Annotated in this window: 27 protein-coding genes and 1 pseudogene; 9 read left to right on the top strand and 19 right to left on the bottom strand. The window is 71.4% G+C overall.

Translation table 11 applies throughout. The annotated features are described in order from the left end of the window. Positions 1-60: 60 nt before the first annotated feature. Positions 61-1404, bottom strand: a complete 1344-nt coding sequence (locus ACXAHD_RS04485) for a glutamate-cysteine ligase family protein (RefSeq protein ID WP_289213419.1) — start codon at positions 1402-1404, stop codon at positions 61-63. 245 nt (positions 1405-1649) lie between these two features. Between ACXAHD_RS04485 and ACXAHD_RS04480 the strand changes: the two genes are divergently transcribed. Next, positions 1650-1898, top strand: a complete 249-nt coding sequence (locus tag ACXAHD_RS04480) for a hypothetical protein (protein ID WP_233606003.1) — start codon at positions 1650-1652, stop codon at positions 1896-1898. 59 nt (positions 1899-1957) lie between these two features. Here ACXAHD_RS04480 and ACXAHD_RS04475 read toward each other — a convergent pair whose 3' ends face one another. Continuing rightward, positions 1958-2155 (bottom strand): hypothetical protein, encoded by a 198-nt coding sequence (locus tag ACXAHD_RS04475; protein ID WP_281551077.1) that lies wholly within the window; start codon positions 2153-2155, stop codon positions 1958-1960. Further along, on the bottom strand, positions 2152-2829 hold the full coding sequence (locus ACXAHD_RS04470; RefSeq protein ID WP_475048768.1) for an SDR family NAD(P)-dependent oxidoreductase: 678 nt from the start codon (positions 2827-2829) through the stop codon (positions 2152-2154). The genes ACXAHD_RS04475 and ACXAHD_RS04470 overlap by 4 nt, the downstream gene beginning before the upstream one ends. Between ACXAHD_RS04470 and ACXAHD_RS04465 the strand changes: the two are divergent. The 3 genes and pseudogenes from ACXAHD_RS04465 to ACXAHD_RS04455 all read left to right on the top strand — a co-directional run. Next, a pseudogene (locus ACXAHD_RS04465) lies at positions 2737-2973 on the top strand (hypothetical protein); the annotation flags it as partial. The gene ACXAHD_RS04470 and the pseudogene ACXAHD_RS04465 overlap by 93 nt on opposite strands. Before the next feature lie 100 nt (positions 2974-3073). Beyond that, the gene (locus ACXAHD_RS04460) at positions 3074-3241 is read left to right on the top strand and encodes a hypothetical protein (RefSeq protein WP_281551079.1); all 168 of its coding nucleotides are present in this window, start codon (positions 3074-3076) and stop codon (positions 3239-3241) included. 82 nt (positions 3242-3323) lie between these two features. Next, on the top strand, positions 3324-4382 hold the full coding sequence (locus tag ACXAHD_RS04455) for a serine hydrolase domain-containing protein (protein WP_475048765.1): 1059 nt from the start codon (positions 3324-3326) through the stop codon (positions 4380-4382). Between the two features lie 410 nt (positions 4383-4792). Here the strand turns inward: ACXAHD_RS04455 and ACXAHD_RS04450 are convergent, their stop codons facing one another. From ACXAHD_RS04450 to ACXAHD_RS04425, 6 genes are all read right to left on the bottom strand, one after another. Next, positions 4793-4993 carry a DUF397 domain-containing protein gene (locus ACXAHD_RS04450; protein WP_475048762.1) on the bottom strand — a complete coding sequence of 67 codons (201 nt, stop codon included), beginning with the start codon at positions 4991-4993 and terminating at the stop codon, positions 4793-4795. Continuing rightward, positions 4980-5753, bottom strand: a complete 774-nt coding sequence (locus ACXAHD_RS04445) for a helix-turn-helix domain-containing protein (protein ID WP_475048759.1) — start codon at positions 5751-5753, stop codon at positions 4980-4982. Before ACXAHD_RS04445 ends, ACXAHD_RS04450 begins: the two co-directional genes overlap by 14 nt. Before the next feature lie 221 nt (positions 5754-5974). Continuing rightward, complete coding sequence (locus tag ACXAHD_RS04440) at positions 5975-6868, bottom strand: VOC family protein (protein WP_289213422.1); 894 nt, start codon at positions 6866-6868, stop codon at positions 5975-5977. 21 nt (positions 6869-6889) lie between these two features. After that, complete coding sequence (locus ACXAHD_RS04435; RefSeq protein ID WP_475048757.1) at positions 6890-7195, bottom strand: Dabb family protein; 306 nt, start codon at positions 7193-7195, stop codon at positions 6890-6892. 14 nt (positions 7196-7209) lie between these two features. Then, entirely contained in the window at positions 7210-7731 is a 522-nt protein-coding gene (locus ACXAHD_RS04430) for an aromatic-ring-hydroxylating dioxygenase subunit beta (RefSeq protein ID WP_281551084.1), read from the bottom strand. A 4-nt stretch (positions 7732-7735) separates the two neighbouring features. Continuing rightward, complete coding sequence (locus tag ACXAHD_RS04425; RefSeq protein ID WP_475048754.1) at positions 7736-9163, bottom strand: aromatic ring-hydroxylating oxygenase subunit alpha; 1428 nt, start codon at positions 9161-9163, stop codon at positions 7736-7738. Between the two features lie 276 nt (positions 9164-9439). On the opposite strand from ACXAHD_RS04425, the gene ACXAHD_RS04420 reads away from it, so the two are divergent. Together ACXAHD_RS04420 and ACXAHD_RS04415 are read left to right on the top strand one after the other, a co-directional pair. Next, a complete protein-coding gene (locus tag ACXAHD_RS04420) occupies positions 9440-10546 on the top strand; it encodes an acetamidase/formamidase family protein (RefSeq protein ID WP_281551086.1) in 1107 nt (368 codons plus the stop codon). Between the two features lie 146 nt (positions 10547-10692). After that, the gene (locus ACXAHD_RS04415; RefSeq protein WP_348650050.1) at positions 10693-11148 is read left to right on the top strand and encodes a CehA/McbA family metallohydrolase; all 456 of its coding nucleotides are present in this window, start codon (positions 10693-10695) and stop codon (positions 11146-11148) included. Here the strand turns inward: ACXAHD_RS04415 and ACXAHD_RS04410 are convergent. From ACXAHD_RS04410 to fdxA, 7 genes are read right to left on the bottom strand one after another with little or no spacing between them, the layout of a single operon-like run. Continuing rightward, positions 11145-12056: a ribokinase gene (locus ACXAHD_RS04410; protein WP_289213426.1), complete on the bottom strand. Its 912-nt coding sequence runs from the start codon at positions 12054-12056 to the stop codon at positions 11145-11147. The two genes, ACXAHD_RS04415 and ACXAHD_RS04410, sit on opposite strands and share 4 nt — an antisense overlap. Positions 12057-12060: 4 nt before the next feature. Beyond that, positions 12061-12438, bottom strand: coding sequence for a cupin domain-containing protein (locus tag ACXAHD_RS04405; protein WP_281551088.1), 378 nt, complete (start codon positions 12436-12438; stop codon positions 12061-12063). 25 nt (positions 12439-12463) lie between these two features. Further along, the gene (locus ACXAHD_RS04400; protein WP_475048752.1) at positions 12464-13261 is read right to left on the bottom strand and encodes an HpcH/HpaI aldolase family protein; all 798 of its coding nucleotides are present in this window, start codon (positions 13259-13261) and stop codon (positions 12464-12466) included. A gap of 11 nt (positions 13262-13272) precedes the next feature. Beyond that, positions 13273-14460, bottom strand: coding sequence for a TatD family hydrolase (locus ACXAHD_RS04395; protein WP_281551090.1), 1188 nt, complete (start codon positions 14458-14460; stop codon positions 13273-13275). Continuing rightward, the gene (locus ACXAHD_RS04390) at positions 14457-15365 is read right to left on the bottom strand and encodes a fumarylacetoacetate hydrolase family protein (protein WP_475048748.1); all 909 of its coding nucleotides are present in this window, start codon (positions 15363-15365) and stop codon (positions 14457-14459) included. Before ACXAHD_RS04390 ends, ACXAHD_RS04395 begins: the two co-directional genes overlap by 4 nt. Further along, positions 15362-16342, bottom strand: a complete 981-nt coding sequence (locus ACXAHD_RS04385) for an NAD(P)/FAD-dependent oxidoreductase (protein ID WP_281551092.1) — start codon at positions 16340-16342, stop codon at positions 15362-15364. The genes ACXAHD_RS04390 and ACXAHD_RS04385 overlap by 4 nt, the downstream gene beginning before the upstream one ends. After that, on the bottom strand, positions 16339-16653 hold the full coding sequence (gene fdxA / locus ACXAHD_RS04380; RefSeq protein WP_278170791.1) for a ferredoxin: 315 nt from the start codon (positions 16651-16653) through the stop codon (positions 16339-16341). The genes ACXAHD_RS04385 and fdxA overlap by 4 nt, the downstream gene beginning before the upstream one ends. Positions 16654-16837: 184 nt before the next feature. Between fdxA and ACXAHD_RS04375 the strand changes: the two genes are divergently transcribed. Both ACXAHD_RS04375 and ACXAHD_RS04370 read left to right on the top strand, forming a co-directional pair. After that, entirely contained in the window at positions 16838-18187 is a 1350-nt protein-coding gene (locus tag ACXAHD_RS04375) for a hypothetical protein (RefSeq protein WP_281551093.1), read from the top strand. 101 nt (positions 18188-18288) lie between these two features. Further along, positions 18289-19149, top strand: coding sequence for an IclR family transcriptional regulator (locus ACXAHD_RS04370; protein ID WP_281551094.1), 861 nt, complete (start codon positions 18289-18291; stop codon positions 19147-19149). On the opposite strand, the gene ACXAHD_RS04365 is transcribed toward ACXAHD_RS04370, so the two are convergent. The 3 genes from ACXAHD_RS04365 to ACXAHD_RS04355 form a co-directional block, all read right to left on the bottom strand. After that, positions 19146-19925 carry an IclR family transcriptional regulator gene (locus ACXAHD_RS04365; RefSeq protein WP_475048744.1) on the bottom strand — a complete coding sequence of 260 codons (780 nt, stop codon included), beginning with the start codon at positions 19923-19925 and terminating at the stop codon, positions 19146-19148. The two genes, ACXAHD_RS04370 and ACXAHD_RS04365, sit on opposite strands and share 4 nt — an antisense overlap. Before the next feature lie 88 nt (positions 19926-20013). After that, complete coding sequence (locus ACXAHD_RS04360; RefSeq protein WP_475048741.1) at positions 20014-20421, bottom strand: ester cyclase; 408 nt, start codon at positions 20419-20421, stop codon at positions 20014-20016. Continuing rightward, positions 20409-20858 (bottom strand): VOC family protein, encoded by a 450-nt coding sequence (locus ACXAHD_RS04355; protein ID WP_278170800.1) that lies wholly within the window; start codon positions 20856-20858, stop codon positions 20409-20411. Before ACXAHD_RS04355 ends, ACXAHD_RS04360 begins: the two co-directional genes overlap by 13 nt. Before the next feature lie 167 nt (positions 20859-21025). On the opposite strand from ACXAHD_RS04355, the gene ACXAHD_RS04350 reads away from it, so the two are divergent. After that, on the top strand, positions 21026-22054 hold the full coding sequence (locus ACXAHD_RS04350; protein ID WP_475048739.1) for an aldo/keto reductase: 1029 nt from the start codon (positions 21026-21028) through the stop codon (positions 22052-22054). Positions 22055-22104 lie beyond the last annotated feature (50 nt).

Here is a 22104-nt window from a genome sequence, read left to right as displayed (position 1 = left end):
CCGCCGAAGGTGGCTCGTGTGTGGTCGGCGTCTGGCGGGTCGGGTCGTGGGCTGTCTCGGTCACCTGGTACCTCCCCAGGGGTGGGTTCGCTGGTGCAGCCGTCGGCGCAGGGCGCGCACCACGGTGCTGGTTGTCTCGTCGGGCAGGCCGGTGTCGGTCAGGCGTTCGCAGGCCAGCTCGGCCAGCGAGTGGGCGGCCGACGCGACAACCGGATCGGCTAGCCCGTCGCGGGCGGCGGGCAGCCAGCGGTCGGCCGCGTCCATCACCGTCGACGTCGCGGTCCGCAGCGTCTCGTCGCGGGCGAACAGCGCGGCCAGCACCGCCGCCGGGACGATCCACTCGCCGCCCGGCTGCGCGTCGAGGTAGCGCAGCTCCAGGTAGCCACGTGGGCGGACCGGCGGAAACATGGTGCTCAGATGCAGGTCGAGGTCGGCGTAGGTCGGCGGTCGGGGCGTGCCGGTGAGGATCCATTCGCCGAAGGTCGCCGGCCCCGGCAGCCGCCAGCCGGTGGGCTCGTCGACGAACAGCGGTGGCGTGTCCAGCACCCGCCGGGTCCAGTCGGCGACCGGATCGGACGGCCGCATGTTGGCGGTCGGATCGGCCGGTGCGGCGGTGCGGACCGGGTCGAGGGTCAGCCAGGTCGCCATCCGGCTCGACACCCAGCCGGTGCGCCGGCCGGCCCGCGACGGCGAGTTGGCGAACAGGGCGAGCAGCGGCGGACCGAGCAGGTGCGCGGCCGACCAACGGAGGGAGAGCTGCCGTTCGCTGCCGGTGTCCAGGCAGACCTGCAGGCCAGCTGTGCCGCACATCATGTCGGCACCGGCCTGACCCTGCCGGGCGAAAGCCGCCGCCATCGCCGTGTAGCGGCGGTTGCGCAGGATCTGCCGGGGCGGCCGGTACGGATCGCATCCGGTCCGGCCGAGCAGCAGGCCGGCCCGGTCGAGTCGGCGGGTCAGCGCGACGACGTCGGCCGACGCGGCCCGGTGCAATGTGGTGAGGGATTCCGTCGGCGGGGTGGAGATCTCCACCTGCCCGCCGGGTTCGACCGTTACCAGTCCGCCCTGTGGAAGCGGGTCGTGCGGGCTGGTGGGGCGTAGTGTCCGCGGGGCGTGGTCACCGAGGGCAGTCGCGAGGTCGGCGGGGTCGAGCGGTCTGGCGGGGTGGTCTCGGTAGTGAACGGTCCATTCGAGTTCGACGCCGATCCGTCGGGGCGGGCCGGTCTTGAAGCAGATCCGGGTGATGTAGCCGGCGGCGGCGGTCGGGTCGGTGATGGCGGTACCGGCCGGGACGTCGGCCACGCTGCTCGGACCGGCCGACGTCGCAGACTCGGCGGCCACCGGTAGCACGTCGGGCGGATGGGCGGATGGTGGATGGGGAGCTGGTGGATGGGGAGCTTTGGTCATCGCGTCTCCTCCAGTGAACGATCGATCGCGGGTAGCGATCGATCTTCGCTACCGTATCGTCACCGTCCGACATTTGCCGAGACACCGGCGGTCCGCGGGGCCGGCGGCGGGCGACGTTCCCCATTCCGCAACCCGGCGGCCACCTGCGGATTCGGGTCACCGGGGGTGGGATTCGCGTCACCCGGGGTGTGATCGCCGCCGGACGGGGTACCGGCAGGGTCGGTGCCGACCGGAGGGGAGCCAACGTGACCGACGGGGCAAGGATCGACGATGACCAGGTGGTGATGCGGGCGGCCCGGGCCGCGCACGCCCACGCCGACGCGACCACTCAGACCGCCCGGTTCCTGGACCGGGTCGGCGCGGTCCCCGACCCGGCGGTGATCGCCGAGTACGCGGCGCTGCTGGCCCGGGAGGAGTCGACCCGCGACGAGCGGGCCGACGCGCTCCGCGACGCCGGGCTGGACGTGCCGAGCCTGGACACCGACGCGGCGTGACGCCAGCCCGATCAGCGCTGCCGCACGGTGGTCGAGGCTTGTCGTCGGGGTCCGTCTCCTCATTCGGCCTGTTCACGAGCCCGCCGTTGCGCCATGAGCAGTGCCATCTCCTCGGCGCTGGTGCTCTCGCCCCTGGCGAGAGCGTCGTCTGCCGCCGCTATCCGCGCCATGGCGGTCGGGTCGGAGAGCAGTTCGATGGTGGCCTCCAGCGATTCAAGATCCTCGGCGGAGATCAGCACCAGCGGCAACACCGTCATAGACAACAATGTTGGCCTATGACACCGCCGGCATCCACAGGGTGGTCAGGTCGGGCAGGCGGAGACGAGGTCAAGAGATCCCCCGCGATCCGCGAAGGCTCCTGGGATCCGTACGGGCGGGTCAGCGCACAAGTTCGCGGCCGCCCGGTCTTCTCCGACTCGGCCGCGACCGCCTCCGGGCCCAGAAAGGGGGCGTTCAAGGCCCTTTCGGTGAGGGTGAACCCGGGACGGACGATGTTCGTCAGGATGCCGTGCCGGGCTTCCCGCACGGCGAGCACTCGCGCGGCGGTCTCGAGCGCCCCCTTCGCCGTGGCGTAGGCGAGCGGGCCGGCCATGGGTTGCTCGACGATGTCGGTCGACACGGCGACGACGCGTCCCCAGCCGGCGGCGCGCATGGCCGGTAGAGCCGCGTCGATCAGCGCCACGGGGCCGACCGTGTTGACGGCCAATGACGTGGTGAGACTGCCGATTTCATCGGCGTCGAAGGCGGGCCACTGTACGGCGTTGGCGACCAGGACGGAGATCGGCCCGAGTCGGGTGGTGATCTGCTCGACGACGCCCTGCACGGCGGCGAGGTCGCCGTGGTCCAGCCCGACGGCGCAGGCGGCGGCCCTGCCGATGGCGCCGGAAGCGCCGGTGACCAGGGCAACCTTGTTCAACAGACCGGTTTCCATCACCACTCCATAGCCGACTACAGGTTAGCCGACTATGAATCAGGATCGAGCCGTTCGCTGCACCCGGGGCAGGACGTCCTACTGTGGATTCTCGGGCAGGAGCCCGACCGCCTGACGGTCTCCGAGGTCGCCGCCCGGCTCGGCGTGGAGCAGCCGACGGTGACCCGCAGCCTCAGTCGTCTCGAACACGGCGGCTGGTTTCGTCCGGGAATCCGTACCGGGCGACCGGCGCCTCACCCGGATCGTGCTGACCGACAAGGGCCGGACCGGCGTTTCGCAGATCGAAGCGGCCTGGCGCACCCTCGCCGAAACTGCGACCGCCGGAATGGCGAACGATCAGCGAGCGACGCTGGTCGAGCTGCTCGAGAAGGTACGCGGGAACCTGCTCACCCTCACCACCGAAACCGGCTGAGCAGACCGCCGTACGCCGTGGCGCCCGCCCGCCGGCAATTTTCGGTGGCGGCACGGTTCTGCCGGCTGCGATGCTCACCACCGTGCCCGACCTCGCACTGTTCTCCGCCGCACTCGGCGAACGCGCCGCGAATGACGAGTTCACCGGCTCGGTCCTGGTGACGTTGGGAGACCAACGGCTGCTGGCCGGCGCGTACGGCAACGCCAACCGGGCCTGCCGTACACCGTGCACCCTGGACACCAGGTTCGACACCGCGTCGGTCACGAAGCTGTTCACCGCCGTCGCCGTACTCCAGCAGATCGAGCGCGGCGCGTTCACGCTGGAGACCTCGGCGGTCGAGTACCTCGGGCTCACCGGTACCACGATCTCGCCGGACGTCACCGCGTACCACCTGCTCACCCACACGTCCGGGATTGCCGACGACGCCGACGAGTCGGACGGTGAACGGTACGAGGACCTGTTCGTCGACGAGCCGACGTACGCGTTCACCGAGACCGCCCACCACCTGCCGCACTTCGTCGACAAACCGCCGAGGTTCGCGCCGGGCGAGGGCTGCCGGTACTGCAACGTCGGGTACATCCTGCTCGGCCTCATGGTCGAGCGGGCCACCGGCGGCTCCTACCGCGAGTACGTGCACGCCGACGTCTTCGAGCCCGCCGGCATGAGCCGGTCGGCGTTCCTGCGCATGGACGTCGTCGCACCCGACGTCGCCGAAGGCGTGGAGGCGATCCGCGACGCCGACGGCACGATCACCGGCTGGCGGCGCAACATCTTCTCGTACCCGCCGGTCGGCGACCCGGCCGGCGGCGCGTACACGACGGTCGGCGACCTCACCGCGTTCCACCGGGCGCTGGTCGAGGGCCGGCTGCTGGGACCGGAGTCGACCGCGGCGATGCTCGTCCCGTACGCGCAGGCGGAGGGCAACCGGCGCAACGGGTACGGGCTGGAGTTCAGGACCGACGCCGACGGCCGGGTCCGCTACTACGGGAAGGTGGGCGTGAACTTCGGCGTCAGCGCGTTGCTGCGGCACTACCCCGGCCACGGCGCGGGCGACGGCATCACGCTGGCCATGCTCGGCGTCGGCGAGGACACCATCTGGCCGCTGGTCCGGCTGTTCGACGAATCGATGCCGCAGGCCTGAGGCATCCGGCTGCGGGCAGCGCGCGGTACGCGGCAGTTCCGGACGCCAAGGCAGGGGCACTACATCGAGGTGAGGCTGCGACACCTCATCTCGCGCACTTGACGTGCGCCAGCCTCACCTCGACGTCGAACCAGCCTGCCGGGCTTCACGCCGGGTTGTGCTGCCGCCACTTAGCAGTGAGCACAGCGGACAACCGGAAGGGAAGACAGCGATGGCAGCGCACGACGTGGTCAGCTTCGGGTTGATAGTTGAACGGTACCCGGCTGGTCCTCGACGTCGGGCCCGCAACCCGATGAACGATGTCCTGGAACGAGCTCTCGTGCAGAGTCAAGAACTTCACCAGAGCATCGAAGGAACCCCGGCCACAGCGTACGGGTGGCCGGGGTTCCGAAGGCGTTACCGGATGCGGGTCAGGGGGTGGCGGTGGTGTCCTTGGTCGACGCGACGAACGCCGACCAGGCGGCCGGGCCGAAGGTCAACGTACCGCCAGCACGGTCCTTGGTGTCGCGCACCAGGACCCGACCGGAAAGGTTGTCGGCCACCTCGACGCAGGTGTCTCCGCCGTTGGCCGATCGGCTGGACTTCCGCCAGCGCGGTTCACTTGCGCTCATCGATCATCCTCAGCATCAGATCCCGGGACTGCACCACCGGCAGCGCGAGTCCGTCCACGGATTCCCAGGCTAGTTCCAGCTCGGTCACTTCGCCATGGCTGGACACCACGGTGCCCTTCAACTGGTTGTCCAGGTAGCCACAGCGCCGCCCGTCCGGCAGGTTGGCGATCACGAACGCGCCACCGAGACCGAGGTGCAGCCCGGCGTCGTCCGGCAGCACCCGGACTTTGACCGACGGCCGGTGGCCGAGGTCGACCAGGTGGCCCAGTTGCTTCGTCATCACCTCGCGGGGGCCGCGGCTCAGCGCGAACTCATTGACGATGGCCGAGATCGCCACCGGGTTGTCCCGGCCCAGCGTCGCGGCCTGCCGCTCCAGCCGGGTGCGGACCAGCTCGTCGACGCGCCCGTCGTTCATCATGGAGGTCGCCAACACCGCCCGCATGTAACCCTCGGACTGGAGCAGTCCGGGGACGAGTAGCGGCTGGAAGGTACGCAACAGCAGCGCCCGGCGCTCGTGCTCGACCCACGGACGCATCCACGGGTACCGGTCCTCCCGTGCCTCCGCCGACAACTTGGCGAACTTGTCATCGGTGCCGAACACCCGGTCCAGGTTGGTGGCGGTGTCCGCCTGCGGGATGTGCCGCCCCGACTCGAACCCCGCGATGAGCGACTTGGACACCCGCAGCGCGGCGCCAAGCTGGCCCTGATTCATCCCTCCCGCGATGCGAAGTCGCCGGATCTCGACGCTGAGTTCACTCACGTTGGATCACCCCGGTTTCTTGATGTGGTGGTTGTCCACCGGGGGCCATCTTGCACTGATCCGGACAGATAGTCCAGGATGGAACAGAAACTCGTGCAGATTCCTTGGCTGTGCGAAAATTCCAACGGTCGAATTGATCAACAAGCAGATGCCGTCGAACCACGAGAAACGACCCCCGGGATTAATTCCCGAGGGTCGTTCACCTTTTCGAACGACGACGGTCAGAAACGGCCCCAGTCGTCGGCGGCCGGGCGCCACACGTCGATGTTGCGCGGGTCGACGGCCATCCGCCGGGCCCGGTGCGTGGCGTGCTCCTCCGGGGTGAACACCCGGTGGCGGTCACACAGCTCGTAGCGCGGCCCGTGCTTCGGGTCGTGCATGTAGAACGCGATCGACGTCGACGCCGAGTGGTTGACCAGGTCGGAGGCGATCGGCACCTTCTTGTACTGGGCCCGCGCCCGACCGCGCATCACGTGGTCGAAGCTCTTCATCTTGAAGCACAGATGCGCGACGTAGAACTCCTTGTTGCGCTGCAACGCCAGGCTGTGGTGATAACGGTCCTCGCAGCGTAGGAAGACGGTCACGTCGCCGACGTAGTCGCTGGGCAGGAAGCCGAGGACCTTGGTGTAGAAGTCGAGTGACTCCTCGTACTTGTCGGTGGCCAGGAACGGGTGCACCAGGTCCTGTGGGCGCAGCTCGATCAACGGCGGTTCGGCGTACTCGACGAACTCGGTGAACAGTTCGACGATCAGCCCGTTGGGGTCGCGTACGGCGAATCCGCGCTGGCACAGGCCCTTCATCCGCTCGTGCAGTTCGAGCACCTCGTGGCCGGCGGCGACGACCCGCTCCCGCAGATCGTCGAGGACCTCGTCGGACTCGACGCTGAACCCGACCGCGGTGGTCCACGACTCGGTACGGTGCGGTGCCGCGATCAGCTCGATGCTGTGGTGTTCGATGTCGGCGCGCAGGAACGCGTACTCGTCGTCGTGCTGCTCCAACTGCAGCCCGACGTGGTACTGCAGGAACTCGATGGAGGCGGCCAGATCCGGCACCTCGATCCGGGCGTACTCCATGCCGTAGGGCCCGCGACGGCGGGTGGCGGCCTCGGTGGACATCTGCGACCCCTTCATGGTGAGTTACGCGTCCCCGGCGGTGGGGAGGCTGACGATGACCTGGCGTTGCACGACCGGGCGCCAGCGTTCCCGGACGAACCGCTCGTGCGACTCGCTGTGCAGGTAGTCGAGCAGGTCCTGCTCGGTGGCAAACTCCACGACGAAGCCGTGCGTCATGGTGGTGTCCCGGGTGCTGACGTTGACCCCGCTGCGCCAGTTGCGCATCGCCGGGTACTTCGCCGGGAAGGTGTCCAGCTCGGCGAGGACCGACTCGGCGACCCCGGCCGGCAGGTCGTCGCGGAACTTGAACGCCAGCATGTGGGTGATCACGGCGGCGGTCCCTTCTACAGGATGAAGCTGAGCCGGGCACCGGGGTCCATCGACTCCATCACCGGGATGGAGCGGCGGACCCGGAAGCGCAGCCCGTCGTCGTCGACCTTGAGCACGTGCTCGTAGCGGCCCACGTAGGTGTAGGCGCCGCCGTCGCGGTAGCGGTGGATGAGGAAGTTGGCGCTGATCCACACCGTCTCCGCGCCGGCCTCCAGCAGGATCACGTTGGAGACCATCCGGTGGGTACGCGAGTGCGGGTTCTCGGCGTGCGCCTTGCGGCTCTTGAGCCGCTTCACCCGGGCCCGGATCAGGTCGTAGTCGTCGCAGACGAAGAATCCGGCGGTGGTGGCGTCCCAGCCGGCCCAGTCGGTGGTCGGCACCTCCATCCGGCCGTCCGGCTCGAACATGGTGAACCACTCGTCGAGGCGCCACTCGTCGAGCAGTTGCGCCTCCCGGTAGAGGAAGTCCTCCACCTGCGCCCGGGTCACTTCGCGGGCGCCGACGTTGAGCACTGCTCCGCTGGTCGTCGAGGACATCGGGTCACTCCTTCCCGCTGGCGGTGGGCGCGGCGGAGCCGCTGGTGGCTGCGGATCCGGCCGCGAGGACGGCGGACGGGCCGGGTGCGCCGGGGTCGGCCGGCGGGTCGCCTGCGACGGCGGTGGCCGCCCCGACCCGGTCGGCCCAGTGTCGCCAGAAGCTGCGCATCGCACCCTCGTCGATGGAGCGGCCCTGGTTGCCCTGCTTCTCGTTGGCCATGCCGCGCGACATGTCGGACCAGTCGTGGGCGGGGTCGGCAGAGTCGGCGGTGGCGACGATGCCGCGCTGCACCGCCTCGTACGCCTCGATGTCGTCCGGGGTGGCCAGGCCGCCGGGGCCGACGAAGCTGACCATGGTCCTGATCCGCAGCGCGCGCACCGACTCCGGCTCACCGGTCTCGACGAACTGCCAGGCCCGCACGTCGGTACGGTCCGGGGCGACCGGTTCAAGCTGGCGGATGGTGAGCGCTTCCAGGTCGAACAGCAGCAGGTTGGGGAAGACGAAGAGGATCCGGCTGGCGTCGGCGATCTCGGCGGCGAGCTCCGGCCCGAGCCGGGCGATCATCTCGTTGCGCTTGGCGACGGTACGGGCCTTCTCCTCGTCGCCGAAGCGCGGCTCCCAGACCATGCCGATCCGGCCGTTGTGGCCGGTGAGCACCAGCAGCCCGTGTCCGCCGCCGAGGTCGTATGCGTACTGGTCGTCGTCGGTGACCGCGAACCCGGTCTCCCGCAGGTAGCCGACGAAGGTGTTGTGGGTGGGCGCGAAGTGGTAGCCGTCCATGGCGTTCTCGACGGCGAGTTTCCAGTTGCCCTTGACGCTGTAGAGCTGCACGCCGGGCAGGGTCTGCATGCCATGCTCGCCGATCTTGGCGGTCAGCGACATGTAGTGCGCGGCCGGACCGAGGTGGGTGAGCAGGTCGGGCACGTCGGGGTCGAACGCGATGAAGACGAAGCCCTCGTGGATCTGCAGCCGGGGCACCTGGCGCAGCCGCATCGACTCGCGGAAGCCGGGGTCGTCGGGGTAGCTCTCGTCGCCGGGCAGCGCGGCCAGGTCACCGGAGTTGCTGAACGCCCAGGCGTGGTAGAAGCACTGGAAGAACTTGGTGTTGCCCTCGTTGTGCCGGCACAGGATGGTGCCGCGGTGGGTGCAGGCGTTGAGGAAAACCTTGACCTCGCCGGCGGAGTCGCGGCAGAAGATCAGCGGACGGCCGCCGAGGGTGCGGGTCTTGAAGTCGCCGGCGTTGGGGATCTCGGTCTCGTGGCCGAGGTAGAGCCAGGTGTGGCCCCAGATCCTCGCGATCTCGTCACGGAAGACACCCGGGTCGCGGTACGCCGAGCGGTGCACCCGGAAGCGCATCGCCTCCCAGTCCTCGTCGATCAGCGCGCCACCGTCGGCTCCGCCGAGCGGTCGCACCGGCGTCTGCTGCGTCATCACCCACCGCCCTCTTTCGTCCCGTCCGCCCACCTCGGCGGTGCTACGTCATGCGAGACAGTGTCTCGCTCTCCGATGCTGCTATCAGAGCCCTCCACCTGTCAAGAGCAGGGCATTTTCCGTGATCGGGTTACTCACTGTTAACAGGACAGCAACATGTTCCTGCGGGTTCGGCGGAAACGATCCGGTCATCCACCCATCACCCCGGCCCACCAGCGGCACGCACCGCCGCGCGCCTCTGCGCCCGCCGGCCGGGTACCCCTTCCGGAGGAACCGATGCTCCAGCCGCACCAGGGACCGATCGCCGGCGCCCACTACCTGCCGACCACGCCCGACACCTGCCTGTGGGGCCGGCTGCCCAACCGCAGCCACGCCCCGGTGCTGCGGGTCCGCTCCGGTGAGACCGTGACCATCGACACCCTCAGCCACGAAGGCATCCTCGAAGACCAGGGCCGCGACCCGGTCGGCTACCTCAAGCAGTACGACGTACCCGCCGACGGCGTCCTCGCCGACGCCCGCGACCTGGCCGCCTCCGACGTCGCCCACGACTACGACGACGACGGCCCGCACGTGGTCACCGGCCCGATCACCGTCGACGGCGCACAGCCCGGCGACCTGCTCCGGGTCGACGTGCTCGACCTGACGATCCGGGCCCCGTACGGCTTCGTCAGCAGCCGGCACGGCTACGGCGCGCTGCCCGGCGAGTTCCCGCTCACCCCGGTCGACACCGGGCCCGACAGCGACCCGCGCGCCTACGGCAGCGTCTGCCACTTCACCGAGGTCGTCTCCAGCGGCGGCCGGCTGTACGGCGTACTGCCGTTCGGCGCCGGCCGGGCCGCCCGGTTCCCCCTCGCCCCGTTCCTCGGCCTGATGGGCGTCGCCGTCGACACCGACGAGATGGTGCACTCGGTGCCGCCCGGCGGGCACGGCGGCAACCTGGACATCAACGAACTGCAGGTCGGCTCCAGCCTCTACCTGCCGGTGCAGCTGCCCGGTGCCGGCTTCTACGCCGGTGACCCGCACTACGCCCAGGGCGACGGCGAGGTGGCGCTGACCGCCCTGGAGGCGCCGCTGCGGGCCACTCTGCGGCTGAGTGTGATCCCGGCGGCGCAGGCCGCCCTGCTGGTCGGTGCCGGCGAGGCCCCGCTGGCCGAGACCGACACCCACTGGATCCCGGTCGGCCTGGACGCCGACCTGAACGAGGCGATGCGCCGGGCAGTCCGGGCCGCGGTCGACTTCCTGGCCCGCACCCAGGGAATGCCCCGCGACACCGCCCTGGCCTACCTGAGCGCCGCCGCCGACTTCGAGGTCAGTCAGGTCGTCGACGCGGTCAAGGGTGTGCACTGCCTGATCCGCAAGGCCGACTTCCCCGCCCAGATCTGACCCCGCCGCCACATCGCGGCACCTCGGCACTCCGCCGAGCGGCCCCTTCCCAAGATCATGTGAGCGCTATGGACGTCACGATGCGATTGTGGCGTACATAACGCTCACATGATCTTGAGCAACCGCAGTCTGGCAGGATCACCGGGGTGCGTCGAGCGTCAGCACCGCGAGCGGCAGCCAGGTGGTACCGGGGCGACTGCCACCTGCACTCGGTGCGGTCGACCGGCGGTGAGCTGACCCCGGCCCAGCTGACCGCCGCCGCCCGCGCGGCCGGGCTCGACTTCGTCGCCGTCACCGAGCACAACACGACCGATGGGTACGCCGACTGGGTCGACGGCGCCGGCGACCTGCTGGTGATCTGCGGCCAGGAGGTCGTCACCCGTACCGGGCACTGGCTGGCCCTCGGCCTGCCACCCGGTCACCTCGTCGACTGGCGGTACGGCAACGACAACAGCGACGGCGACGACCGGATCGGCCGACAGCTCGACGAAGTGCACCGGGCCGGTGGACTGCGCGTCGCCGGAGTCATCCTCGCGCTGTGCCGACCACCCCGCGCCGACGGGCGGCGGGCCGCCGACGACCGACCGGGTCTGGCCAGCTAGCCGACGGTGAGCACCTCCGCCCGGCGCGGGGCGCTGGCCATCGCGCCGGGCCGGGTCACTGTCACCGCCGCCGCCCGGCTCGCCCAGCGGGCCGCGTCTTCGATCGCCGCACCGTCGAGCAGCGCGTCGGCCAGCGCCGCGCAGAACGTGTCCCCGGCACCGGTGGCGTCCACCGCGTCGACCCGCTCGGCCGGCACCAGATGCTCCCGGTCGGCGGTCACTACCAGGGCACCGTCGACGCCGAGGGTCACCACCACCGGCCCCCGGGTACCCAGCGACCGGGCCATCGTGGCGAGCGCGGCGACATCGCCGGTCCCGCCACCGGCCGGCACGGCCGCACCGGCCAGCGCCGCGAGTTCACCCCGGTTGGGCACCAGCACGTCGACCCGGGCCAGGGTTTCCGCGTCGATCGGCCGGGCCGGGGCCGGGTTCACCACGACCAGGCCGCGGGCGGCGGCCACCACCGCGGCCACCACCGCCGCGTCGACCTCCTGCTGCAGCAGTACGGCCGCAGCGTCGCCGATCAGGTCTGCGTACGGCCGCAGGTGCTCCGGGGCGAGCCACATGTTGGCCCCGGAGCTGACCGCGATGGTGCTGTCGCCGTCGGCGGTGACCAGCACGATCGCCTGCCCGGTGGGGCGGGGTGCGCGCAGCACCGCCGAGGTGTCGACGCCCTCGGCGGCCAGCAGCCCGGTCAGCCACTCCCCCTCGGGGTCTTCGCCGACCGCGCCGACCATGGCCACCGACCGGCCCAGTCGGGCGGCGGCCACCGCCTGGTTGGCGCCCTTGCCGCCACCGGCCCGGGAATGGTCGGCGGCGCTGAGCACCGTCTGCCCGACGGCGGGCAGCTCGTCGAGGGGCACCACCACGTCGACGTTGAGGCTGCCCACCACCACAATGTCAGTCATCGGCTCACCCCTGAGCGGCGGGACGCCAGGCATGCGCCAGGAAGTCGGGGCGCGGCGGGGCGAACACGTCCAGGTTGATGCACGGGCCCTCGGTCGGCTCGATGTAGTGCTCGGCGCCGCGCGGCACCAGCAGCATCGAACCCGCGCTCATGTCGTGCGGTACACCGTCGACGTAGTAGTTGCACCGCCCGCCGAGGATCATCACCAGCTGGTCGAAGTCGTCGTGGGTGTGCGGGTTGAGCGCCATGCCGACGGCGAGTTCATGCCAGGCGAGGACCACCTCGTCGGTGGCGTACACCTTGCGTCGCACGCCGGGGCGCACGTCAGTGGCGGGGATGTCGTCCCAGTTGACCGAGGTGCGGTAGAGCTGCGGGTTCAGCACGTCCGGGCTCCCTTCGAGGGCTGGCTCAATTGTCGGTGGCGAGGTGGCGCAGGCCGGCGCCGAGCAGCTGCAGGTCGGAGCCGGCGACCAGGTAGTTGGCGCCGGTCAGCCCGTACCGGCGCAGAATGCCGTCGGCCCGGCCCGGCGCCCACCCACCCAGGGTGACCCCGGCGACGCGGGCAGCGTCGGCGATCTCACCGACCCGGCGCAGCAGCGGCGCCTGGTCGTCGGTGGTGGCCAGGCCGAGGCTGACCGCCAGGTCGGTGGTGCCGGCGAACGCCACGTCGACGCTGGAGTTGCCGTCCGGGCTGGCAAGCAGGTCGGGCAGCGGGTCGTCGGTGTCGGCGGTCTCGATCTGGGCGACCAGCAGCGGCGGGTCGGCGGCCTCGGCGGCCAGGTAGGCGTCCAGCCCGGCGGACCCGTAGCCGGCGGCCGGGTGGGCGAGGCTGATGCTGCGGCGGCCGACCGGCGCGTACCGCACGGCGGCGTGCAGCGCGGCGACCTGCACGTGGGCACGGACGGTGGACAGCTGCACCCCGGCGGCACCCGCCTCCAGCAACCGGTTGACCTGCGCCGGGTCGACCGCTGCCAGCCGTACCAGGGCCGGCAGGCCGAGCAGCGCGGCGTGCCGCAGCTGCCCGGCGGCGGTCCGCTCGTCCAACCCGGAGTGCTCCAGGTCGACCACGACGAAGTCGAGGCCGGCCTGGGCGGCCAGCTCGACCGCGTCGGTGCCGGGCAGTTTCAGGAAGGTGCCGACCACCCGCCGGCCGCGCCGCAGCCGCTCGCGCAGCGCGGCCCGGCCGGTGTGCACCCCGGTGCGCATCGGGTCGGTCCTCAGCTGGCCCGGCCGGCGGCACCGGCCTGGTCGGTGGGCAGGCCGCGCCACGGTACGGTCGGCACCCGCTCGCCGGCGAGCAGCACCACTTCCGGCTCCAGCCGGGGCGCGGTGATCTGGTTGCCGGCCGCGTCGGGCAGCACCGCCTCGTCTGCGTCGGCGAGCACGGTGACGTGCGCCGGGCCGCCTTCGACGAGGCTGCCGTAGCCTTCGGCGTCCAGGCCGGTCAGCCGGGCCGGGGCGCTGGTCACCCGGGGCACGATCTGCTCCATGGTCATGCCCAGCGCGCGTAGCTTGGCCATGCTCGTGACCAGGTCGAACACCGGGCCGCGCCAGTTGCGGGCCGAGGTGTCCGAGGTGATCACGTCGGGGTAGAAGCCCTGCGCGATCGCCGGTTCGGCCACCTTGAAGCTGAGGTTGCTCTTGCCGTGCGCCGACTCGAACAGCACACCGCGCTCACGGGCGGCGTACACCTCGGGCAGCACCGTGCCGTCGGCCAGGATGCCGTACGGCTTGCCGGTGTAGCAGTGCGCGACCACGTCGCCGGGGCGCAGCATCTCCAGTACGGCCGGCAACGGCTCCGGGGTCTCCCCGATGTGGATCATCAGCGGCAGGCCGGCCTCGGCGGACAGCTCCAGCGAACGCTTGAGCAGCGGCCGCCAGTTGTGCCCGACGACGTCCTCGGAGAGCCGGATCTTGAAGCCGCGGACCCGGTGCGGGTTGGCGGCGGCGACCGCGAGCGCGTCCTCGGGGACCAGGGTGTCCGGGTTCATCAGCTCGCCGAACCGGAAGTCGATCAGCCCGAGCACGCTGACGTTGAGGAAGTTGACCAGCCGCAGCTTGGCCGGGGCGGCGACGTACCGCTCGAAGGCGGCGAAGGTGGACGCGCCGACGGTGCCGGCGTCGCAGGCGGCGACGACGCCCCGGTGCAGGTGCGCCTCGTCCGGCGGGGCACCGACCTTGGACACCTCGGCGAAGATGTGGGTGTGTCCCTCGACCAGGCCGGGCAGCACGTACCGGCCGGCGCAGTCGACCACCTCGCGGGCGTCGGCGGCCAGGCCGGGGGCGATCCGGGCGATCCGGTCGCCGGTCACCGCGACGTCGGCGACCTGGCTGGCACCGGTGGTGGAGTCGAAGACCTCACCACCGGCCAGCACCAGGTCGTACCGGGGAGCATTCTCAGTCATCGGTCAGCGGACTTTCTGTGCGAAGGAGAGGACGGTGCCACCACGTCGGGGGTGCCGTCGGCGGTTTCGGCGCAGAACCGGGTACGCAGCGGCAGCACCCCGCCGACCGAGACCTCGACCAGGTCACCGGGGCGCAGGAAGCAGCCCCGGTCCTGGCCGGTGCCGGCCGGGGTGCCGGTGAGCACCACGTCGCCCGGTTCCAGCACCACGTACCGGGTGATCCAGGCGAGCAGCTGCGGCACCGGGAAGATCAGGTCGGCGCTGGTGGCCTGCTGGCGTACCTCGCCGTTGACGGTGGTCCGCACCTCGATGGCGTCGCGGTCGGCGACGGCGGCGATGTCCAGCACCGACGTGCCCAGCGCGCCGAAGCCGGGGAAGCTCTTGGCCAGCGTCGGGTTGCCCGACGCGGTCATCACGTCGCGGGCGGTCAGGTCGTTGGCGGCGGTGATGGCCGCGACGTGCGACCAGGCCTGCTCGGCCGGCGTACGGTGCATCCGGGCCCCGATGACCAGCGCGATCTCGCCTTCGTAGTCAGGCTGGGCGCTGATCGAGCTGGGCAGCGCCACGGTGGCGTCCGGACCGGAGCCGGCGCTGGCCGACTTGAGGTAGAGCACCGGTTCGGTGGGCAGTGCCCGGCCGGCGGCGCGGGCCTTGCAGTGGTAGTTGAGGCCGACTCCCCAGACCGCCCGGGTGCTGCCCAGCGGGGCGACCAGCTCAGCGGTGAGGGTGTCCAGCGGCAGCCGCTCACGTGTGGGTGCGGTCGCCGCGGGGTCGAGCCCGGTGCCGGCGCGCAGGAGGTCGGCGATGTCGCGGTACGGCAGGTCGAGCAGTTCGGCGGTGCCGTCGCCACAGATCCGGGCCAGCCCGTGCCGGGTGGCCAGCAGCTGCAGTCCGGGGGCGCTCACGCGGCGTCCGACGAGTGGCCGGGCACGGTGCTCAGCGCCGGGTTGACCAGCGGTGCCAGGTTGTTGACGGCGGCGGCGGCCTCACCGAAGCCGACCGAGATCAGCCGCACCTTGCCCGGGTAGTCGGTGACGTCCCCGGCGGCGTAGACCCGGGGCAGGTTGGTACGCATCGACCGGTCGACGGTGATGTGCCGTTTGGTCATCTCCAGCCCCCACTGCTGCATCGGGCCGAGGTCGGCGATGAAGCCGAGGGCGGCCACCACCGCCTGGGCGGGCAGCTCCTCGCGCCCGTCGCCGCGTACCTCGCTGATCGTGACCGAGGTGAGCTGTGGGTCGCCGGCGATGCCGCTGACCTCGTACGGGGTGACCACCCGCACGCTCGACGCGTGCAGCTGCTCGACGCTGCGTTCGTGGGCGCGGAACTGCGGCCGGCGGTGCACCAGGGTGACGCTGGCGGCGTACGGCTCCAGGGCGAGCGCCCAGTCGACGGCGGAGTCGCCGCCGCCGACCACGACGACCTGCTGTCCGGCGAGTTCCTCCAGCCGGGGCACGAAGTAGCGCAGCCCACGTCCGAGGTAGTCGCTGCCGACCGGCAGCTCGCGCGGGGTGAAGGTGCCGATCCCGGCGGTCAGCAGGACCGCCTTGGCGCGCACCCGGCTGCCGGTGTCGGTGCCGAGCTGCACGTGGTCGGCGGCGTTGGTCAGCTCCACGGCGCTCTCGCCCAGCAGGAAGGTGGGTTTGGCAGTGGCGGCCTGGGTGAGCAGGTCGTCGACGAGCTGCTGGCCTTTGATCGACGGTAGGCCGGCGATGTCGTAGATGTCCTTCTCCGGGTAGAGGGCAGCGATCTGTCCGCCCGGTTCGGGCAGCGAGTCGATGATCGCCACGGTCATCCCACGGAAGCCGGCGTAGTAGGCGGCGTAGAGGCCGGCCGGGCCGGCGCCGATGACAGCCAGGTCGACGTCGTGTTCGGCGGTCATGAGCCGGTGCTCCCGGCGACGGCCGGGTGGTCGCGACCGACCCGGCCGATCTTGCGGGCACCGCCGGGGGCGCCGAGCTCGCTGAAGAACTCGGCGTTGATCGGGCCGAAGTGTGCCTGGTCGGCCGGCAGGTCGTCCAGGTGGAAGATCGAGGTGACCGGGCAGACCGGTTCGCACCGGCCGCACTCGACGCACTCGTCGGGGTTGATGTACATCATCCGGTCGCCCTCGTAGATGCAGTCCACGGGGCATTCCTCGACGCAGGAGCGGTCCTGTACGTCCACGCATTCGTCGGTGACCACGTAGGTCATCGGTCCTCCCGCATCAGTGGGCCTCTTCGCCGTCCTGCTCGCGTCTCGCGCCTCTGCGACCTGCGGTTATCTGGTTGGACAGCGGCGTCGTTGATGTGACGTCACGCTAGAGACCCCACCCTGGCTATGTCAACATGCGAGACGTCATCTTGGATAACTGTCACGGGAGTGATGGGATGAGGCAATGAGCGAGGACCGGATCGTCGACGCCCTGACGGTGCTGACCGCCGGGCCGACCCCGTACGGGCAGGAACTGGCCACCGCCGAGCGGCTGGCCGGCTGGGGCGCCAGCCGTTGGCCGGAGCTGGCCTGGCGGGTCGACCGGCTGCCGGCGACCGCCGAGATGCCCCGCAGCGCCAATCTCGTCGTCACCGCCGGCCGCGACGTCACCGCCGGCCACAACGTCACCGCCGGCTGCGGCGACGCGCCGGAGCTGCTGATCTGCTCCCACCTCGACACCTCCCTCACCGGTGAGCCGGGCTTCGACGAGCCGATCACCGGCGTGTCCGGTCCGACGGGTGGACTGCGCCGCTCGGCCGGACCGGCCGGCGACGCCCTGGTCGACGGCTTCGGCCTCGGGGTCGCCCGGGCCGCCGCCGCGACCGCGCTGGTCGGTTTCGTCGCCGCCGCCGAGGCGCTGCGGGCGGCCGACCGGCCACACCGGCTGACCCTGCTGCTGGCCGCCACCGGAACCCACCGGTACCACCTGTCGCAACCGCCGGAGACTCCTGCGCGCGTGGTCCGGCAGCAGCCCGGCGGTGTCGCCCGACACCTGGACCGGTACCCACCGCCGGCGGCGGCGGTGCTGGCCAAGTCCAGTCCGCCGGGCGTGCTGACCGCCGAACCTGGCGCCCTCTACCTGCGGGTGCGGCTGACCGGCCGGTTCCATCCGGTGCTGGCCCGCGAGCGCGCGGTGCCGCCCGGCGGTCTGATCACCCATCTCGGTGTGGTGATCGAGGCACTGGAGGCCTTCCGGCGGCGGCACCTGGCCGCCCGCGCCGATCCGACCGCTGCGGTCGGCGCCGAAGTCGGCATCGGTGCGGTACGCGCCGGGCAGCCGGCCAAGCCGGATCTGCTGCCGGGCCGGCTTGACCTGCACCTGTACCTGGTGACGGTGCCCGGTGACGATCCGGCGCGGATCCGCGACGAGGTGCAGGCCGCCGTCACCGCCGCGACCGCCGGCACTCCGCTGGCCGAGTGCCCGGTCTCGGTGGACGGGCAACTGGTCCACCCAGCCGCGGCGACGGCACCGGACGCGCCGATCGCCCGGCACGCGTGCGACGCCTGGACAGCGGCGTACGGCGAACAGGCACCGCCGGTCCTCGGCTGGACCGGTTCGACCGACGGGGTGGTGCTGCGCGGCCGGGGCGTGCCGACGGTACGGCTGGGACCGCCCGGCCGGGGTGCCGATCCCGCTGATCCCCGCCGGGACCGGTACGCGCTGGCCGATCTGCGGATGTTCGCCGGCATCTATGCGGACATCGCGGTACGGCACACCGGCACCATCGACAGCGCAGGGTACCGTATGGCATGATGCTGTCTCACTTTCCGTACGCGTCCCGGCCGCTCGCACCCACCCCCGTCCGGTGCGCACGCCCCGCCGCTTCCGACCAGGAAGCCAGATAAGGAAGCCAGATGGCGGACGACAGCTCTCCCGCCGAGGTGAGCCCCCCGGTGCTCGCCGAGCCGAGCACCCCGGCGATCCAGACCGTGCAGCGCGCCGCGGTGATCCTCAACGCGTTCACCGCAGCCCGACCCCGGCTGAGCCTCAACGAGCTCACCGCCAGCCTCGGCACCAGCAAAGCCACCGCGCACCGCTACACCAAGGCGCTGCGGGAGAGCAACCTGTTGCGCTACGACGAACGTGAGGGCCTCTACTCCCTCGGCCCGCAGATCCTCACCCTGTCCGCCGCCGCCCGCGCCGCCATGCCGGTGATCAGCATCGCCGGCCCGCACATGCAGCAGCTGGTCCGCGAGGTCGACGAGACCGTGGTGCTCAGCGTCTGGGACGGCGACACGGCGGTGGTGGTCCGCGCCGACGACAACACCGACCGGGTGATCCGGGTCAGCGTCCGCACCGGATCCCGGCTGTCGCGCACCGAGTCCGCCCAGGGCCGGGTGTTCTGCGCGTTCCTGCCGGCGGAGGACGTCACCGGGCTGGCCGCCGACCTGGCGGCCTCGGCCGAGCTGCGCCACGAGGTCGACAAGATCCGCCGCACCGGCATCTCCGCCAACACGCCGTCGGTCAACGGGGTACGCAGCATCGCCGCGCCGATCTTCCGGGGCCAGACGCTGATCGCCGCCATGGCGATCGTCGGCACCACCACATCGGTGCCGGAGGGCACCGACAGCCCGCTGGCCACCGCGCTGCAGCGCGCCGCCGCTGTGGTCACCGCCGAACTGGGCAGCGTCGCAGGCAACGGCCACCAGCAGCCGGGCGACACCGGGCGCAACGGCCACCGGCCGGGCGGCAACGGCCGGACCAGCCGGAGTTAACCGGCGATCGCCCCCAACGTCTCGGACAACTCCCCCGCGACCTGCCGCAGCTGGTCCGCCGCCGCGGTCTGCGCCGCACCGGCCAGCGCCACGCTGGTGCCGAGCACCGCGAGCGCGGCCACCACCTGGGTACGCTCGAACACCGGTGCGGCGATCACCCGTACCCCGAAATCCTCCGGTGAGTTGACCGCGACGCCGTCGCGGCGCACCTGCGCGACCACCTCCCGCAGCGCGGCGGACAGCCGCAGCTGCCGGGCCACCACCGGATTCTCGGCGGGCGGCAGGTAGGCGCAGAACACCCGGCCCTGGGCCGAGCGGGTCAGCTCCAACGGCGAGCCGGTACGCACGCTGAGCCGCACGTCACCGCTGGTGTTGTCCATGCACCGGACCACCGTCGGCGCCTCGCCGTTCCAGATGCTCAGCACCGAGGTCTGGTTGGTGTCGCGGGTCAGCCGGTCGAGGTAGGGCTCGGCGACCGTGACGATCGGCAGCGCGGCGCGGGCCGCCGCCTCCATCGCCAGGATCTGCGGGCCGAGCGTGTAGGTGGCGGTGGCGACGTCGAACCGCAGCAGATTGGCGGTGCGCAGCGCCCGCGCGTACCGGTGCGCGGTGGCCCGGCTGATCGCCAGGTCGGCGGTCAGCTCGGCCAGGGTGAGCCGGGGCCGTTCCGCGGTGAACGCCCGCAGGATCGTCGCGGCGCGCTGCACCGTCTGGATGGCCGGCCCGTCGCCGGCCACCTCGCTCGTCTCACCCGCCGCCCGACCCGTGACCACCACGGCGCCACTCTACCGAGCCCTACGCCACCGGCGGGATAAGCCGGCCGACGGGACCAGCCAGCCGATAGGGACCAGCCAGCCGACAGGATCAGCCGGCGGCGATCTGTCGGTGCACCTCGGCGCTGTCCCAGTAGTCGACCCGGCGGGCGATCAGCCCGTCGGCGTCCACCTCGAAGCGGAACATGCCCCGGATGCGGACCGGCGCGCGGCCGGCCGACACCAGCCGAAACGACATCCGGTACGCCACCGCCGCCCGGTCGCCCTCGACCAGCAGATCCTCGACCTCGTAGTGCAGGTCGGCGAACTCGGCGAGAAAGCCGTCCAGCCGGGCGCGGTACGCGGCCCGGCCGGTGACGGTTCGGCCGAGCGCCGCGGTGTGCTCGTTGACGAACCCGGGACTGACGCAGTCGGCGACCGCGTCGGCGTCCCGGGCGTTGAGCGCGGCCAGGTACCGCCGCACCGCGTCGCGGGTGCGTCCGCCGGTCAGCTCCCCCACAGCCGCCGTACGGTGTCGAACACCTGCTGGTCGTGGGAGATCTCGATGACGTTGCCGTCCGGGTCCTTCAACGCGCAGATGTAGCCGACCGGCGGCGGCATCTGCCGTGGCTCCCAGTGCAGGCAGCCCATCTCCCGGGCCCGTTCGGCGATCTCGTCGACGTCGGACCGGTTCGGCACCTCGATGCCGATGTGCGCGAACGGGTGCAGCAGCCCCAACTGGCCGCCCTTGTCCTTGTTGAACGAGACCAGCACCAGCACGAACGGCGTCTCGACCTGCTTGTCGTTGGAGAGCCAGACGCTCTCGCCGTCGGCGTCGGCGAAGCGCTCCACCACCACCAGCGGGGTGAGCGAAGTATAGAACGAGATGGCCTTGTCAAGGTCGCCGGTGGGCAGTGCCACGTGCGTCCATCGGGCGTGGGTAAGGCCGGTCGCCACGGGAACCTCCAGTTGCCGAAATGTCTGTTGCAGCGCGTCTACCAGGCTATTCGGCACCGTAGCCGGGATCCATGTGCCGGGGACACAAACCCGGCGACCGGCCTTCGAGCCGCTGCGACGGTGCCGCCGTCGGTGGTCGGCTGACAGGCTGGCGGCGGGAGGTTCTGATGCAGTACCGCAGGCTTGGCGGCACCGGCGTCGAGGTGAGCACGCTATGCCTCGGCACGATGATGTTCGGTGCCTGGGGCAACACCGACGAGCAGGAATGCCGGCGGATCGTCGGGGAGGCGCTCGACGCCGGGATCAACGTCGTGGACACCGCCGACGTGTACGCGCACGGCGAATCCGAGCAGATCCTCGGCCGGGCGCTGCGTGGGCGGCGCGACGACGTCGTGCTGGCCACCAAGTTCCACGAACCGATGGGGGACGACCGCAACCGGCGGGGCAACTCGCGGCGCTGGATCCGTCAGGCGGTCGAAGCCAGCCTGCGCCGGCTCGGCACCGACCGAATCGACCTCTACCAGGTGCACCGGCCCGACCCGGGCACCGACATCGACGAGACCCTCGGTGCGCTGTCCGACCTGGTCCGCGAGGGCAAGGTGCTGATGGTCGGCTCCTCGGCGTTCCCCGCCGAGGAGATCGTCGAGGCTCAGTGGGTCGCCCAGCTGCGGCAACGGGAACGGTTCACCACCGAACAGCTGCCGTACTCGATCATGGCGCGTGGGGTGGAGGCCGGGGTGCTGCCGACCTGCCAGCGGCACCGGCTCGGGGTGCTCGCCTTCAGCCCGCTCAACGGCGGCTGGCTGACCGGCAAGTACCGCTCCGCCAAGGTTCCCGCCGACTCACGGGCCGGACGCAACGCCGACCACTTCGACTTCCGCGATACCGCAGCCCGGCAGCACAAGCTGGAACTGGTCGACGAGCTGGAGAAGTTGGCCGCGCAGGCCGGGCTGACCCTGATCGAGCTGGCCCTCGGTTTCGTGCTGAGCCACCCGGCGGTGACCAGCGCCATCGTCGGCCCGCGCACCCTGCCCCAGCTGCGCAGTCAGCTCGGTGCCGGTGAGCTGACCGGGCTGCCCGCCGCAGTGCTGGACCGCATCGACGAGCTGGTGCCCCCAGGACACAACGTCAACCCCGCCGACGCCGGCTACCGGCCGCCGGCGCTCACCGACCCGGCGCTGCGCCGCCGGGGCTGACCGGACCGGCGCTGCACCACCGTGACCGGCCGCCGCCCAGGGCGGCGGAG

The organism is Micromonospora sp. ABR4_055, assembly GCF_056160425.1.
The sequence above is the reverse complement of the archived record's forward strand: the minus strand, read 5'-3'. Positions and strand labels throughout refer to the sequence as shown.

Coding starts and splice junctions, on each gene's coding strand:
- ACXAHD_RS04485 (WP_289213419.1), bottom strand. CDS start 1,404: ATGACCAAAGCTCCCCATCCACCAGCTCCCCATCCACCATCCGCCCAT.
- ACXAHD_RS04475 (WP_281551077.1), bottom strand. CDS start 2,155: ATGACGGTGTTGCCGCTGGTGCTGATCTCCGCCGAGGATCTTGAATCG.
- ACXAHD_RS04470 (WP_475048768.1), bottom strand. CDS start 2,829: ATGGAAACCGGTCTGTTGAACAAGGTTGCCCTGGTCACCGGCGCTTCC.
- ACXAHD_RS04450 (WP_475048762.1), bottom strand. CDS start 4,993: ATGAGCGCAAGTGAACCGCGCTGGCGGAAGTCCAGCCGATCGGCCAAC.
- ACXAHD_RS04440 (WP_289213422.1), bottom strand. CDS start 6,868: ATGTCCACCGAGGCCGCCACCCGCCGTCGCGGGCCCTACGGCATGGAG.
- ACXAHD_RS04430 (WP_281551084.1), bottom strand. CDS start 7,731: ATGTCCTCGACGACCAGCGGAGCAGTGCTCAACGTCGGCGCCCGCGAA.
- ACXAHD_RS04425 (WP_475048754.1), bottom strand. CDS start 9,163: ATGACGCAGCAGACGCCGGTGCGACCGCTCGGCGGAGCCGACGGTGGC.
- ACXAHD_RS04420 (WP_281551086.1), top strand. CDS start 9,440: ATGCTCCAGCCGCACCAGGGACCGATCGCCGGCGCCCACTACCTGCCG.
- ACXAHD_RS04410 (WP_289213426.1), bottom strand. CDS start 12,056: ATGACTGACATTGTGGTGGTGGGCAGCCTCAACGTCGACGTGGTGGTG.
- ACXAHD_RS04400 (WP_475048752.1), bottom strand. CDS start 13,261: ATGCGCACCGGGGTGCACACCGGCCGGGCCGCGCTGCGCGAGCGGCTG.
- ACXAHD_RS04395 (WP_281551090.1), bottom strand. CDS start 14,460: ATGACTGAGAATGCTCCCCGGTACGACCTGGTGCTGGCCGGTGGTGAG.
- ACXAHD_RS04385 (WP_281551092.1), bottom strand. CDS start 16,342: ATGACCGCCGAACACGACGTCGACCTGGCTGTCATCGGCGCCGGCCCG.
- fdxA (WP_278170791.1), bottom strand. CDS start 16,653: ATGACCTACGTGGTCACCGACGAATGCGTGGACGTACAGGACCGCTCC.
- ACXAHD_RS04375 (WP_281551093.1), top strand. CDS start 16,838: ATGAGCGAGGACCGGATCGTCGACGCCCTGACGGTGCTGACCGCCGGG.
- ACXAHD_RS04370 (WP_281551094.1), top strand. CDS start 18,289: ATGGCGGACGACAGCTCTCCCGCCGAGGTGAGCCCCCCGGTGCTCGCC.
- ACXAHD_RS04350 (WP_475048739.1), top strand. CDS start 21,026: ATGCAGTACCGCAGGCTTGGCGGCACCGGCGTCGAGGTGAGCACGCTA.